The organism is Winkia sp. UMB3158 (assembly GCF_030217145.1).
Classification (GTDB): domain Bacteria; phylum Actinomycetota; class Actinomycetes; order Actinomycetales; family Actinomycetaceae; genus Winkia; species Winkia anitrata.
Window position 1 is genome coordinate 102,195 of sequence record NZ_JASONH010000006.1, and the last position, 14,692, is coordinate 116,886.

Consider the following 14,692-nt stretch of genomic DNA (forward strand, 5'->3'; position numbering starts at 1 on the left):
TCAGTTCCGCTCGGTTACTTGTGGTTCGGCCTCCGGGTGCGCCCTCATCATGTCGAGGATTTCAGGCTCGGAAGCCATAGCGGTCGAGCATTCTAGGCGGGTGCATACTAGGGCACCTGCCGTCGATGCCGCCGAGATAATTTCTGGTAGATCCCAGTCAGAAAGCAGCCCGTGGCACAGGGTGCCGCCGAAGGAATCGCCTGCCCCGAGCCCATTTACTACGTCTACTTCGGTGACTGGAACTTCAATGCGACGATCCTTGGTCTTGCACAGGGTGCCCTTCGGGCCCTGCTTGACAATGGCAATTTCTACGCCGCGATCTAGGAGGGCGTCTGCTGCCCGGTCTGGTTCCGTCTCGCCTACCGCAATGCGGCATTCTTCCTTGTTGCCCACAGCGATGTTGACGTATTGGAGGGCCTCTCCCACTCGTTCAGTGGCGAGCTTTTCGTCTTCCCAGAACATGGGGCGGTAGTCCAGATCGGCAATCACCCAGTGCTCGCGCCCGCGAGCCTTCAGGGCGTGCATGTGAGCGCCGAAGGAAGGTTCTTCAGAAAGGCCGGTTACCGAGATCCAGAAGATCTTGGCCTTCTGCAGGGCGTCCTCTGGAATATCCTCCGGGGTAATTTCCAGATCGGGGGCTTTCGGCTGCCGGTAGAAGTACAGCGGGAAATTGTCTGGCGGGAAGATTTCGCAGAAGGTGACCGGGGTAGATAGCGTCTTGCTGGTCTTCACGTAGGTGTCGTACACGCCGAGGGCGCGCATTTCGCTGCGCACGTACCTGCCGAATGGGTCGTCGCCCACCCCGGTGATTACCGCGGCGGAGTGGCGCAATTTTGCCGCTGCAACCGCAACGTTAGTGGGGGAGCCTCCCAGGAACTTACCAAAGGAGGTGACTTTTTCCAGTCCGACTCCCGTCTGCAACGGGTAAATGTCCACGCCAGAACGCCCTATGGTAAGTACATCCAGCTGCGGTTCCGGTATCCTACGCATCGACAAAACCTTCCTTCATTGTGCACGGTATGCGTGGCTGGCAGCTACGCTGCCTGCGCCATCGATGGCGCTTGCTCCGGCTTTTGATTGTGGGGCAGGTTTACTCTTTGCTGCCGCTCGGAGCAGGCGGCAGCGCCGAGCAAACCTGATTGTTTAGTTGTAGAAAGCAGGCTTTTCGATTAGCTCAACGGCAATCTGTTTGCCGCCCTCTTCCTGGGATCTAAGTGCGGCATCCACTACCGAGGTGGCGGCGTAGCCATCCCAGGCAGTAGAACCGGTGTGGCGATCTTCTGCTACCGCGTTGATCCACGACTGCACTTCCGTATCGAAGGCTGCCTTGAACCTGTCTATGTGGGATTTGCAGATGGCATTGCGGTTGCCGCTCGCGTCACGAATAACGGTCTTTTCCTGGTCGCCCAACCTGGCTGCCGCGCTTTCCATGACCACTTCACATTCGATGGAGTAGCCCCACCCCAGATTGACGTTCACCTCGTCATCCAAGCGGATTCCCGATTCGGTGTACATCACCAGCACGATCGGCTCTTCCAACCCGTCGTGGGCGCGGCTGGTCTGGCGGACGGGATCAACGCGCACAGCCTTAATCTCTTCGCCAGTCATCCACCGCATCGTGTCGATCTCGTGGATGGCCGTGTCGTCAATCAGCATCCGGGAAGTGTAATTGTCGGGCACGGTGGGGTTGCGGTGGCGGTTGTGCACCATCAGCACCGGGCCGTATCCGCCCTCGGCAATAGCATCCTTCAGCTGGTTGTAGCCCTGGTCGAAACGCCGCATGAAGCCAACGGTCACCAGCTTCTTGCCGGCTTTCTCCTCGGCCTGCATGATCTTCTTGCAGTCCTCGGCAGTAGTAGCCAACGGCTTTTCGCACAGTACGTACTTCCCCGCCTCGACGGCGGCGATTACGTCAGGGGCGTGCACCTTTCCGAAGGTCGCAATCAATACGGCATCGACGTCCGGGGCCGCGATCAGTTCTGCCCCGCTGCCGTAGGCCTTCCCACCTACTTGGGCTGCGACCTCTTCGGCAGCCTGTAAGTTCAGGTCAGCCGCGGCCACCACCTTCGCGCCGGCCAAATCATTCACTATGCGATCCACATGAGCCCTGCCCATGCCGCCGCATCCAATTAGTCCGATTCTTACTGTCATGGCATGCTCCTACAGGGTTCCCAGGCCGATAGAGGCCAAGTATTCGCGAGTCTTAATAGCATTCGGAAGCGGGAAATCCGGCGCGCACGGGTAACAATCCTGCTCGCACACGCAATAGATATCCCTGTCCAATTTGGAAAGGGCGTCAATCAGCGCCACCATGTCGGGCGCGCCCGCTGGAGGACGCACCGCGGCTCCCTTAGCGACAGCTTCACCAAACGGCCAATCCTCCACGTGCGCCTGCTTTGATAGGGCCACGTCAAAGGACTTGATGTGAACGTAGGTGATGCGGTCTGGGTAATCGCGCACCATCTGAATCGGATCGCCGCCGCCGTAGACAATGTGGCCGGTGTCAAGACACAGATTCACGTATTTCGGATCCGTGGCCTTGAAGATTCGGTCAATGTCTTCGGGGGTTTCGATGTGCGAATCCCCGTGGGGGTGCAACACCATCTTCAGTCCGTATTCATCCAGCAGCATCTGCCCCAGCCTGTTGGCGTTTTCCACGTACAGCTTCCAGGCGTCGGGGCGCAGGACGCGATCATCGGTCCACTGCCAGGACTTGTCGTCACGGTACAGCGGAGGTAGGTGCACGATGTATTCGGCTCCTACTGCCGCGTGTGTTTCAGCGATGGCGCGGAAGGTCTTTTCAGTTTCCGGCCATGCCTCAGCTTTGTGCAGGATACCCCAGCCGGTACCAGCTACAACTTTGAAACCGAATTCGTCACACCACCGGGTGAGTTCCTTCGGGTCAGTCGGGAAGTAGCCGTAGGGGCCAGTTTCCAGGATTTCGAAGCCGGCCTCTGCCATTTCCTTCATGGCTTGGCGAGGCTCTATCTGCTTTTCGTCCTGGGGGAACCAAACGCCCCACTGGTCAGGGCAGACACCGACTGCCAGCTTCGAGTACCTAGGATCGGTCAGATTTCTAGCTTTAGAAGTCATTTCCTCTCCTTTCCTTGAGCTGGGCGCCACCTCTTTGAAGCGTCGCGTCGTCGTCGACGTCACATCTCAATACTATGTTCTTTTGTTCTTACAAACAACCCTATCGGGCGTTTGCCTACGAAAAGCGCTTCTGCAAGCGTTCTTCGACCTCCTCTAGAGAGTACATCTTCGTTTCGGGCACAACCTTCCAGTAGAAGAGGAAGGTACCAATATTGATGAGGCCGAAGATCAGATACGTCTTTGACCCTCCCAAGAACTCCATCATCGAGGGGAATACCATTGCGACAATTCCGTTGAAGAACCAGAGTGCGCCTACGGATATGCCCTGCGAGATACCGCGAATTTTTGCCGGGAAAATCTCAGACATGAGCACCCAGTTGACCGTGCCCGCCTGCTTGGCAAACACAAAGAGGGAAACCACCAGCACAACCAGCCACGGAATGTAGGCAGGAATCGCCTTGCTAATATTGCCCGCCTCATCCGTGTAAGGCTGGATCCCAAAGTGGAAGATCGCGGAAAGGACTAGCAAGGAAGCAGCAATACCCGCCTCTTGGCCCATCCCCACATGGCGACGCATGAACTTGCCTACAAGCCACATGCCAATCAAAGACCCTACCGCCGAGACGAATCCGGTAACTACGTTCAAGGTAATGGCATCCGAGGTAGCAAAGCCTGCCGAGTGAAGGATCTTCGGCATGTACCACATGGCCGTATTGATGCCGGTAAGCTGGTCTCCGATACCAAGCACAATGCCGATATAAATAATTCGCCGCGTCCACTTAGTCTTGAACGCCTGCTTGAAGCCCCACTTTTCTTGATTCTCTTCTGCACGCTCCAGATCGATCATTTCGCACATTTCGTCAGCAACTTCTTCATCAGAAGTACGCAGACGCTTCATCGAAGCGATCGCCTCGTAATAACGCTTCCTGGTCGCATACCACCTAGGCGACTCTGGCATGACACGCATTCCCAACCACAACGCAATAGCAGGAATGGTTGCCAACACGAGCATCCAGCGCCAGGCGTGCCCATTGCCTTCCAGGACGGCAACATCCGTCATATTCTTTAGAATGTCCCAGCTGACCACATCACCGCGCTGGTAAGTGCCGGAAGGATCACTCCCAACTACAGCTTGCGGAGCGTGGTTGTAGTGAGCGATCACAGCGTTCATCGAGTAGGCAATGAACTGACCGAACACGATCATGAACTGGTCCAATGCCACGATCGGCCCACGAATGGACTTCGGAGCAGTTTCCGCTAGATACAGAGGAACAGTCGATGAGGCCCCACCGACTGCCCACCCCAAGATAAAACGGAAGGGATACATGACAATGACGTTTGGCGAGAAAGTGCACCCGAGCGTTCCCAAGCAGAACATGAACGCTAGGAACAAAATCGAGCGGCGACGCCCAATGCGGTCGTTGATTTGCCCCCCAAAGAAAGCACCGAAAGCTGCACCGAAAGCCAAAATAGCGGTGACTACACCTTCCGAGAAGGCTGTCAGCGCCAAGCCGCCAGCTGCATGGGGAAGATACATGTACGGAAGGGCCCCAGCAATAACGCCGGTGTCATACCCAAACAGAAATGAACCAATGGTTGCCACGATCGCAAGTACGATAGGGGCGCGATGCTTTCCGCTCGCCTTAATACGAGCAACAAGCCCACTTACTGCCGCCTTGTCCGGGACCATCCCATCTGGCAACTGCGCTCTAATATCAGACATCCTCGTCCTCTCATATCTTCGGCACTAGCAGCAGCCGAGGCCACCTTGCGCGGATGGCCCGGGGTGCCCCTGTACGGGTAGGGACATAGCATACTGCAACCAAGCACCTAGTTGAGTAACACAATAGCAGGCTTCACTTGTTTGTAAATACATTTTTACGTACAATTAATAAGGCTGATCTCTGCAGAGTATCCGCAACCGCCTACCGCTCACCGAATTTCCCGCTTGGCAGCGCAGTTAATACACGGTTATGCTTTGTGCGAGTTTGCCGCTACATTTTTCCAAAGCGACGCTTTATGCGTCCCAAATGCACCAGCGGCGGCACCCGAGGAGCACTCGCCCTCAATAATCAATTTGGAGGTAAATCGACAATGCCAGGGAAAGTTCCGGCTGCGCCACAGATCAGGGTTGACCACTCCCTACCAGTCCCCTTATACCACCAGATCAGCGAACCGTTGCGCAAACTGATCACCAGCGGGCAACTAGAGCCAGGAACCCGGCTCGAAGATGAGCTATCAATGGCTAAGCGGCTAGGCGTCTCGCGCCCTACCGCCCGCCGCGCCCTCCAAAACCTTGTAGACCTTGGACTCGTAATTAGAAAACGGGCCATCGGCACCATCGTCGCCCCAAAGGCTATCCACCGCGATTTAGAACTAACCAGCCTGTACGAAGATTTGTATCGCGCAGGCAAGAAACCCTCCACAAAGGTTCTGGAATACACCATCACGACCCCTCCCGCCCATGTCGCAATCTCGCTAGGCATCTCCGAAGACCAGCCAGTCGCCTATATTCGCCGCCTGCGTTTTGCAGACAATGAGCCGCTGGCAATTCTGACCAACTACATTCCCGAGGACATTGCCCCAAAGCCGGCCGAGCTCAGCGAGCATGGCCTCTACGCGGCCATGAAGAACAACTCCGTCTCAACCCACACCGCCCGCCAAAAGATCAGCGCTCGCAAAGCCACCCAAACCGAGGCCGAATTGCTAAAGGAATCGCGCGGGGCCGCAGTGCTGACCATGGAGCGCATCGGCTACGACGCTGAAGGGCGTGCAATTGAGTATGGGGCTCACATATACCGGGCCTCACTATATTCTTTTACCATGAGTCTAAACGCAAATTAACCTATTTTGTTAGGACAATGTATTGACATATTGTCTTAACTTTGCCTACCATTGTCATTGTTCACACGGAGACGCCAGCGCAGGCTCTCCAGTCCTGACTACCACCAGGAGATTCAATGACGAAGGAATACACCCCCGGGCCGCTCTACGAAGCATCCCAGAAGACCAAAACCGCCCTCTGGAACGACTCTTCCGACCTGCACGAACTGAGCGAATCGATCAAAATGGGCGGCGTGGGCGCAACCTGCAACCCATCAATCGCCCTCAACACTTTGAAAGCCCACCCGGACGTATGGGGGCCACACATCAAGAAATTGGCCGAGCAGATGCCCACGGCAACCGAGAACGAGATCGGTTGGAAGACCGTCGAAGACATGTCAGTCGAGGCCGCCAAGCTGCTTGAACCCGCCTTTGAAGAATCGAATGGCAAGAACGGCCGCCTGTCCGTGCAGACCACTCCCGCCAACTACCGCAACGCCGAAAAGCTGGTAGAGCAGGCAGTCCACTTCTCTGAGATGGCTCCGAACATCATCGTAAAGATCCCAGCCACTGCAGTTGGCATCGAAGCTCTAGAGGAAGCCACCTACCGCGGAGTAGTTTGCAACGTCACCGTATCCTTCACCGTGCCACAGGCAGTATCCGCCGGCGAGGCAATTGAACGCGGACTCAAGCGCCGCGAAGAAGAGGGCAAGGACATCTCAAAGATGTGGCCAGTAGTTACCCTTATGGTTGGCCGCCTCGACGACTGGATCAAGATCGTTGCCGAACGCGAGCGCCTAGTAATCGACCCAGGCCACCTGGAATGGGCCGGCATCGCAGCCATCAAGCGAGCCGCAGTCGAATTCGAAAAGCGCGGGCTCCGTTCCCGCATGCTCGCCGCTGCCTTCCGCAACGTCAACCACTACCTAGAACTGGTCGGTGGCGACCTAGTCGTCTCCCCACCGTTCAAGTGGCAAAAGCGCATCAACGATGGCGGCGCCGACATGGTGGAGCGCTGGGATGCCCCAGTTCCCGAAAACATTATGAAGACTCTGCTGTCCATCGACGAATTCCGGCGCGCCTACGAGCCTGACGGAATGAAGCCGGATGAGTTCCTCACCTTTGGCGCAACCGTTCGTACCCTGCGCGGCTTCCTTGCCGACAACGCAAACCTGGATGCGTTCGTTCGCGACATCATCCTTCCCCAGCCGTAACAAGTTCTAAAAAGGGGCTGATTTCGCTTACACACCACCAGGTGGAATCAGCCCCTTTTTCGATTCCAAAAGTCCCTAACTCCATTTCACCTATAAGGAGACACAATGATTAATTTCGGTCTAATTGGGGCAGGCCGCATCGGACAGGTTCACGCCCGCTCCCTGGCCGCCCACCCTAATGCGCGGCTAGTGGCAATCGCCGACCCGGTCATCGAAGCAGCCGAAAAACTTGCAAAGTCCTACGACGCCCGCGCAGTTGCCGACGCCGAGGAACTATTCCAGGCAGACGACATTGACGCCGTAATTATCGGCTCCCCCACTCCACTACACGTCGCTCACATCACCGCCGCTGTGAAAGCTGGCAAGGCGGCTCTTTGCGAGAAGCCAATTGCCATGTCCTCTGCTGACGAAGAAAAACTGATGAAGGCCATCGAAGGATACGACGCAAAGGTAATGCTGGGCTTCAACCGTCGTTTCGACCCCGCCTTCGCAGCCGTCCGAAAGGCTGTTTCAGACGGCAAGATCGGCGGCGAAATCGAACAGCTAACCATCATCAGCCGTGACCCAGCTGCCCCACCAAAGGAATACATTGCGGTTTCCGGCGGCATCTTCAAGGACATGACCATTCATGACTTCGACACCGCGCAGTTCATGCTCGGCCCAATCAAGACTGTTCAGGCCGTCGGCCAGAACCTAGATCCCGAACTGGCAGACACCGGCGACTTCGACGCCGCAGTAATCACTCTGATCGCAGAGTCTGGCGCGGTAGCAACCATCACCAATTCCCGCCACTGCTCCTCCGGCTACGACCAGCGGTTGGAAGCATTCGGCAAGGACGGCGCATTGTTCGCCGAGAACATTCGCCCCACCACCGTGCGCTTCTCCAACAACCAAGTCACAGACGCCCAGGACGTCTACCTGGACTTCTTCCTGGACCGCTACGCGGACGCATACGCCCTCGAACTGGGCCACTTCATCGACGCCCTAGAGGCCGGCGAAGAAATCTCGCCCTCGATCGCAGACGGCTTTGCCGCCCTGCGCATTGCTGAAGCCGCAGAAGAATCTGCACACGACGGCTCCAAACCCATCCACCTATAAAAACTACAGAACATAGAAGAAGGAAAAAATGAAGATCGCCGGAGCCCCCATTTCCTGGGGCGTATGCGAAGTCCCGAACTGGGGATACCAGATGAGCCCGGAACGCGTACTCACTGAAATGAAAGAAATCGGCCTAACTGCCACCGAATTTGGCCCCCAAGGCTGGCTGCCCGTTGAAGCGCAAGCCCGTGCCGAAGCCATCTCGAAGTTCGACCTGAAACCGGTTGGCGCATTCTTCCTGGCCATCATGCATGACCCCAACTACGATCCGATGCCCGCAGTGGAAAAGGAACTGGAAGCCTTCCGCGTTGCCGGCGGCGAATACCTGATCCTGGCATGCGATTCTGGCCGCGAAGGCTACGACAACCGTCCCGTCCTAGACGATGAAGGTTGGAAGACCCTGTTCCATAACCTAGATCGCATCAAGGAAAGGGCTGCCAAGGACGGCGTCACCGCCTGCGTACACCCACACTGGGGCACCATGATTCAGAACGTCGAAGAGGTCGAGAAGATGATGGCAGAATCCTCCATCGGCCTCTGCCTAGACACCGGACACCTAGCCGCCGGCGGCGCCGACATCGTCAAGCTAACACAAAAGTATGCAGATCGCGTCGACATTGTCCACGCCAAGGACATCCACAAGGACATGACCGACAAACTACTGCCACACGAACTGACCTGGTCCGAGGGCGTGCGCGCAGGCATGTTCGCCCCCATCGGCGAAGGCGACATCGACTTCCGTGCAGTAGTTGACGCACTGAACGAAGCCGGCTTCGACGGCTACTACGTTCTTGAGCAGGACATCATGATCGACGGAGAACCCGAAGAGGGCAAAGGCCCGATCGAGATGGCACGCCGCTCGTATAACGCGTTGAAAGCTCTGGCCTAGTTTGCGCTAACTAGTCCATTCCTTAGAAGAAGAAACGTCCCGGGGATCTCTCGCTTATCCCCGGGACGTTACTTATCCGTTTTGCGTTAGCTTTAGCAGCCGCCCTCGGCAGAAGGACGCAGCGCCGGCACGCGCACCACATAGATGGCGTAAGCCAGAATAATAGTGAGGCACAGGGCGGGAATTACGTAGCTGAAAGAGGCCGAAGTCTTGTCCAGCAGCCAGCCCTGCACCATGGGCATGACGGCTCCACCCAGGATTGCCATTACCAACCCGGCAGCGCCGAACTTGGTGTCGGCCCCCAGCCCTTCCAGGGCTACCCCGTAAATGGTGGGGAACAGCAAAGATAGGCAGGCAGACAGGGCAACCACACATACCGCCCCAACAATGTTGCCGGTTGCAACAGCAACCAAGGTGAGCACTACTCCCACCGTGCACATCAGCACCATCAGCTTGCGGGCATCGAACTTACCCATGATCGCTACCATGACGAAGCGCGAAACAAGGAAGATCAGCAAAGAGCCCTGCAGCCACCAGCCACCCTTCGTATCCGGGATGCCGAGGGCGTCGGTGACGTAGTGCAGCGTGTAGGTCCAGATGCAGGTTTGTGCGCCCAAGTTGAAGAACTGGGCCACCACCCCGAAGCTGTAGTGCCGGTTGAACATCAGCCGCATCAGCCGCGAATCGGCCGGGTTACCGGCAACGTGCTGTTCTTCTTCCACATTCCCACCACTGTGGGACTGGGGCTTGGTAAACCAGATGCCCAACAAAATCACCACGTACACCAACGCCAGCAGCAGGTACGGGCCCATGATGGCCTGCAATTCCACGGACTGGGTTGCGCGCAGGGCGGCAGGGGTCATGGACGCGCGCTGGGCGGGAGTGGCCGGGCTAATGTAGGGCAGGATAAAAGTGGCGGCCATGAATACGCCCAGGTTGGCGCCAATCGGGTTGAAAGCCTGCGCGAAGTTGAGCCGGCGCGTCGAATTCTGTTCCGGCCCCATAGACATCACGTACGGGTTCGCGGACGTTTCCAGAATGGATAGCCCCGAAGCCAGGGTGAACAGGGCAGCAATGAACATGCCAAAGGTCATTACTTTCGAGGCCGGATAGAACATCATGCCCCCGGCAGCAGCCAGGCCCAGCCCCACTATTACGCCCGCCTTGTAACCCAACCGAGCGTTCAAGAACGCTGCCGGCAAAGCCAGGAAGAAATAGGCACCGTAGTAGGCGGACTGCACCAGTGAAGATTGGAAAGCGCCCATCGAAAAGACCGACCCGAATACCTTGACCATCGGGTCCGTCATGGTTGCAGCTACACCCCATGCGGCGAAACAGATAACCATCAAAGCAAATGAGGCTCCAGCCCCTTCGTACACAATCCCTATCTTCTGGGAAGGGCGGGGCGAGGACGCAACCTGGCTCATGGGCGCTACCCTTTCGTCAGTTTTTTACGAACAACGAAAAACTTTCGCACACCAGAGGCAGTTTGCAAAGTTAAATGCCGCCTATACCACACTCGCTTTTCCGCTACCGTGAAGCATAGGCGGCAAATTATTCAGTTATGTGGGCCTAAAGAACCATGTCAGGATAGGTGCCAGTGGGCTCCATCGGCTCCATCTTCGACAACAATTCCGGCTGCCGTGAGTTGATCACGAATTGCATCCGCGGTTGCCCAGTCTTTTTCTGCGCGGGCAGCACCACGCTGCTTGATCAATTCGCCGACCAGAGTGTCGAGGGCGCCCTCGTGCGAATCCACTACCTGGCTGCCACCCCACTGGTCGCCCGCCGGATCCAAGCCGAGCGTGTCCAACATGGCGCGGACGGAAAGTACTGCCTCTCGTAGCGCGTCCTTGTCCCCGCTCTGCAACGCGGCATTGCCTTCGCGGACCTTCTCGTGAACTGCCGCGAGCGCGCCGGCCACATTGAGGTCGTCATCCAGTGCCTGGGCGAAAGCGTCCGTTACGGGCACGCCCTGCAGTTTCGCCGAGGAAGAGTCAGCGCCATACCAGTGCCGCCACACCTGGTCCCCACTAGGGGCCTGCACATCCTGCAGCACGTCCCCACCAAGGGCCTTCTGGGCGCGAGTGACGAATCCTGCCAGTTTCTGCCAGACGGCATCGGCAGCCTTCAGGGAATCTTCCGAGTATTCGACGGTGGAACGGTAGTGGACCGTGCCCAGTGTGAAGCGCACCAGCACGGCCGGGTACTGATCCAATATGTTCTGGACGATCAGGGAATTGCCCAACGACTTGGACATCTTCTCGCCTTTAATGGTTACCCACGCGTTGTGCATCCAGCGGCGGGCAAAGCCGTAACCAGCGCCGTGCGACTGGGCCTGCTCGTTCTCGTGGTGCGGGAAACGCAGGTCGATGCCACCGGCGTGGATGTCGAATTCGTCGCCCAAGTAGCGCCGCGACATGGCCGAGCATTCCAGGTGCCAACCTGGCCGCCCCTTGCCCCACGGACTGTCCCACTTAGCAGTGTCAGGTTCGCTGTCCTTCGCAGCCTTCCAGAGGGCGAAATCGCGCGGGTCGCGCTTGCCTGCTTCCACGTCCTGGTCGATCTGAGATTCGTCCTCGGTAGTAGCCAGGTCCTCGAGCCGCTGGTGGGTGAGCGAACCGTAGTCCTTTAGCGAATGCACGTCGAAGTAGACGCTACCCTGCCCGTCAGAATAGGCGTGGCCGGCGTCGATCAGCCGTTGCACCATGGCAATCTGGTCAGGGATGTGCGCGGTAGCGTGCGGTTCGTAGGTAGGAGTCAGGGTGCCCAAATCGCGGTAGGCCTTAGCAAATTCCTGCTCGTACTTGTAGGCGTGCGCCCACCAGGGCTGCCCTTCCTCGATAGACTTTGCCAAAATCTTGTCATCAATATCGGTCACGTTACGCACGTAAGTGACCTTGTATCCCGAACGCAGGAACCAGCGCACGGCAACGTCAAATGCCAGGGCGGAACGCATGTGCCCGATGTGGGGGCTGCCCTGCACTGTAGCCCCACAGACGTAAATACACACCTGCCCGGGCGTTACCGGTTCGAAGGGAGTGGTCTTACGGGTCTTGGAGTCATGAAGTTTCAAAGTCACAGTGCAAGTGTATCGAAGCAGACTAAAGCGCGGTTAATATAGTTCACATGCAGTGCGCCTACTTTGATGCCGGAAAGTGCCGCTCGTGTACCTTGATGGGCACTCCTTACGACGCGCAAGTTGCCTCTAAGCAGGCAAAAGTTTCCGCAATGCTGCCCGAGGGCGATTTTTGGGCCGAACCTTTCTGCGGCCCCGAAAGCGGATTTCGCAATAAGGCGAAGCTGGCTGTAGGACGAAAGGGCCGGTCTGGCCCTTACCAACTAGGCATTCTCGCACCCGGCAAGGGCGTGCAAGACCTAACGGCATGCGGCCTTTACGAGGCACCGGTACGAGCCGCCTTCGCCCCCATCAGGAGGGCGCTGACAAGGACCGACCTAAAGCCTTACGATCCGGCCACTCACAAAGGCCAGTTGCGCACCGTAATTGTCAGCGCGAATCCTGCCGGCCACCTGCAGGTCAGGTTCGTGTGCCGCACCGCCGCTTCGATTGTGCCGCTGCGGCGCGCTCTAGCCGGGTTGCAGGCAGAATTGCCGCAGCTAGTAGCGGCCTCCATCAACTTGCACCCGGAGCACGTTGCCCTTTTAGAGGGCGCCGAAGAAGTTCCCCTTACAGAAGGTGCCCGCCTGACCATGCCGGTAGGCGTCGACCTGCAGCTCGATAGGCGCAGCTTCTTCCAAACCAACACCACCGTTGCTCGCGGGCTGTACGCGCAGGCCCGCGATTGGGCAGGCACCCCGGACGGGAAAGCCTGGGATCTTTACTGCGGAGTGGGAGGCTTCGCCCTCACCCTCGCTAAAGCGGGGTGGGAAGTAGCTGGCGTAGAAGCCATCGACGCGGCAATTGCGTGCGCCCGCGACGCGGCCACAGCACAGGGATTGCACGCCCGCTTCGAAACCGGCGATGCCACCGAATGGGCGTTGGCGCAAACTGAAAAGCCCGCCCTCGTCGTAGTGAACCCACCCCGGCGCGGCATTGGGAAAAAGCTTGCCACAGCGCTAAACGAGGGCGGAGCCAGGCGAATCCTATACTCCAGCTGCAACCCCAAAACCCTGGCCAAAGATCTGCAAGTCCTTAGCAATTACCGGCTGCGCCGAGCCCGTCTCTTCGACATGTTCCCCCAGACGAACCACGCCGAAGTACTGGTAGAACTGCTGGCCGACTAAGCCTACAAAGCGCGGTAGCAACGGGCTGGCAGTGGGAGTCGGCGGCACGCCCGATCTATGTCGTTCACGTCCCAGCCACCAACGCAGGCCGCAAGCACAATATTGCCGTGCCTAGCGCGCTTCACCACCGCCGGGTCAGCCACCGCTACCACGGTCGGCCCGGCTACCTCGGTAACCCCCGCCTGCTTTTGCGCGTGATGGGCAGCGTCAAGCAGCAGCTGCAATTGCTCTCTGGCCTTGCCAATGCCATCAGCACTGGTCACGTTCGCAAGGAACACGCCCTCGCCCACAGCCCGCATTGCTGAGGCAAAAAATTCAGCGGTAGCGCACGCTTCCGGCACCTCCCGGTTCGCGAACACGTCCCGAATCACCACATCCCAGCTGCCTGGGCGGGTGGCGGCAAGCTCAGCCGCTGCCTCCCCAACTCGGATACGCAGCAAGGGCGAACGCGGCAGCGCGAACCACTCACGCACCTTCTCAGCCAAAACAGGATCGATCTCGACCGCCGTATTCTGACTGCCAGGGCGTGTCTTTGCCCATGCCCTCGCCAAAGCACAGCCGGCTCCACCCAGATGCAACGCCCGCACCGGCTGATCCCCAAACGCCACCTGCACCAGCAGATCCATGTGCTGGTGGTACTCAAACTCCAACAATTCGGGGCGGTCAGGATCAATGAAAGACGATTCGGCACCGTCCAAATAAAGCATCCATCCGCTCCCCCACTGGCGCACCTGCGCCAATTGCATCCCCGTATCAATGCGAGTCGGAAGCAGCTCCGATTCACTGGAACGCTTCGAACGCTTAGTCTTCTTGTGTGCCATCTTGCCTCGGAAATACTAGTGCCGTAGCAACTGCGGCTACGCCCTCGCCCCTACCTGTAAATCCCAGCCCATCGGAAGTGGTAGCAGAAACCGTCACCGGAGCGCCAAGAGCCTTCGACATGGCCGCATTGCATTCCGCATAACGCTTGCCCATCCGCGGCTTATTACCAATCACCTGCACGGCCACATTGCCGATCTGCAGCCCCTTCGCGGCAACCATCCGCGCCACCTCCGCCAGGAATGCGCCCCCGGACGCACCCGCCCATTCTGGCCGGTCAGTACCAAAGTTCGTTCCCAAATCGCCTAAAGCCGCAGCCTGCAACACCGCATCGCAGGCGGCATGGGCAGCCACGTCGGCATCGGAATGCCCCTCCAAACCCGGGCCATCCCACTTCAAACAGGCCAACCATAGTTCGCATTCAGGATCGGAAGAAAAGGCATGCACATCAGTGCCAATGCCCACGCGAGGAACAACGAAGCTCATGGCTCAAGCATATCCAACCGAGTAA

13 protein-coding genes are annotated in these 14,692 nt (G+C 57.9%); 5 read left to right on the forward strand and 8 right to left on the reverse strand.

The features are described from left to right. The 4 genes from iolC to QP400_RS08050 form a co-directional block, all read right to left on the reverse strand. Nucleotides 1–990, reverse strand: coding sequence for a 5-dehydro-2-deoxygluconokinase (gene iolC, locus QP400_RS08035; RefSeq protein WP_004806906.1), 990 nt, complete (start codon nt 988–990; stop codon nt 1–3). 153 nt (nt 991–1,143) lie between these two features. After that, nucleotides 1,144–2,151 (reverse strand): Gfo/Idh/MocA family protein, encoded by a 1,008-nt coding sequence (locus tag QP400_RS08040; RefSeq protein ID WP_004806908.1) that lies wholly within the window; start codon nt 2,149–2,151, stop codon nt 1,144–1,146. Nucleotides 2,152–2,160: 9 nt separating this feature from the next. Then, nucleotides 2,161–3,093 (reverse strand): TIM barrel protein, encoded by a 933-nt coding sequence (locus QP400_RS08045; RefSeq protein ID WP_048706613.1) that lies wholly within the window; start codon nt 3,091–3,093, stop codon nt 2,161–2,163. A 115-nt stretch (nt 3,094–3,208) separates the two neighbouring features. Beyond that, nucleotides 3,209–4,816: an MFS transporter gene (locus QP400_RS08050; RefSeq protein WP_004806912.1), complete on the reverse strand. Its 1,608-nt coding sequence runs from the start codon at nt 4,814–4,816 to the stop codon at nt 3,209–3,211. Between the two features lie 371 nt (nt 4,817–5,187). On the opposite strand from QP400_RS08050, the gene QP400_RS08055 reads away from it, so the two are divergent. From QP400_RS08055 to QP400_RS08070, 4 genes are all read left to right on the forward strand, one after another. Further along, a complete protein-coding gene (locus QP400_RS08055) occupies nt 5,188–5,937 on the forward strand; it encodes a GntR family transcriptional regulator (protein WP_004806914.1) in 750 nt (249 codons plus the stop codon). A gap of 116 nt (nt 5,938–6,053) precedes the next feature. Continuing rightward, nucleotides 6,054–7,130, forward strand: coding sequence for a transaldolase family protein (locus QP400_RS08060; RefSeq protein ID WP_004806917.1), 1,077 nt, complete (start codon nt 6,054–6,056; stop codon nt 7,128–7,130). Nucleotides 7,131–7,235: 105 nt separating this feature from the next. Continuing rightward, a complete protein-coding gene (gene iolG, locus QP400_RS08065) occupies nt 7,236–8,228 on the forward strand; it encodes an inositol 2-dehydrogenase (RefSeq protein WP_004806920.1) in 993 nt (330 codons plus the stop codon). A gap of 28 nt (nt 8,229–8,256) precedes the next feature. Next, nucleotides 8,257–9,117, forward strand: a complete 861-nt coding sequence (locus QP400_RS08070; RefSeq protein WP_004806921.1) for a sugar phosphate isomerase/epimerase family protein — start codon at nt 8,257–8,259, stop codon at nt 9,115–9,117. Nucleotides 9,118–9,209: 92 nt separating this feature from the next. On the opposite strand, the gene fucP is transcribed toward QP400_RS08070, so the two are convergent. Continuing rightward, nucleotides 9,210–10,544, reverse strand: coding sequence for an L-fucose:H+ symporter permease (fucP, locus tag QP400_RS08075; protein WP_004806923.1), 1,335 nt, complete (start codon nt 10,542–10,544; stop codon nt 9,210–9,212). A 158-nt stretch (nt 10,545–10,702) separates the two neighbouring features. After that, on the reverse strand, nt 10,703–12,199 hold the full coding sequence (cysS, locus tag QP400_RS08080; protein WP_004806925.1) for a cysteine--tRNA ligase: 1,497 nt from the start codon (nt 12,197–12,199) through the stop codon (nt 10,703–10,705). A gap of 47 nt (nt 12,200–12,246) precedes the next feature. On the opposite strand from cysS, the gene QP400_RS08085 reads away from it, so the two are divergent. After that, nucleotides 12,247–13,362 carry a methyltransferase domain-containing protein gene (locus QP400_RS08085; RefSeq protein ID WP_004806927.1) on the forward strand — a complete coding sequence of 372 codons (1,116 nt, stop codon included), beginning with the start codon at nt 12,247–12,249 and terminating at the stop codon, nt 13,360–13,362. 2 nt (nt 13,363–13,364) lie between these two features. Here QP400_RS08085 and QP400_RS08090 read toward each other — a convergent pair whose 3' ends face one another. Both QP400_RS08090 and ispF read right to left on the reverse strand, forming a co-directional pair. After that, the gene (locus QP400_RS08090; RefSeq protein WP_004806929.1) at nt 13,365–14,183 is read right to left on the reverse strand and encodes a spermidine synthase; all 819 of its coding nucleotides are present in this window, start codon (nt 14,181–14,183) and stop codon (nt 13,365–13,367) included. Beyond that, nucleotides 14,164–14,667 carry a 2-C-methyl-D-erythritol 2,4-cyclodiphosphate synthase gene (gene ispF / locus QP400_RS08095; RefSeq protein ID WP_004806931.1) on the reverse strand — a complete coding sequence of 168 codons (504 nt, stop codon included), beginning with the start codon at nt 14,665–14,667 and terminating at the stop codon, nt 14,164–14,166. Before ispF ends, QP400_RS08090 begins: the two co-directional genes overlap by 20 nt. Nucleotides 14,668–14,692: the final 25 nt, after the last annotated feature.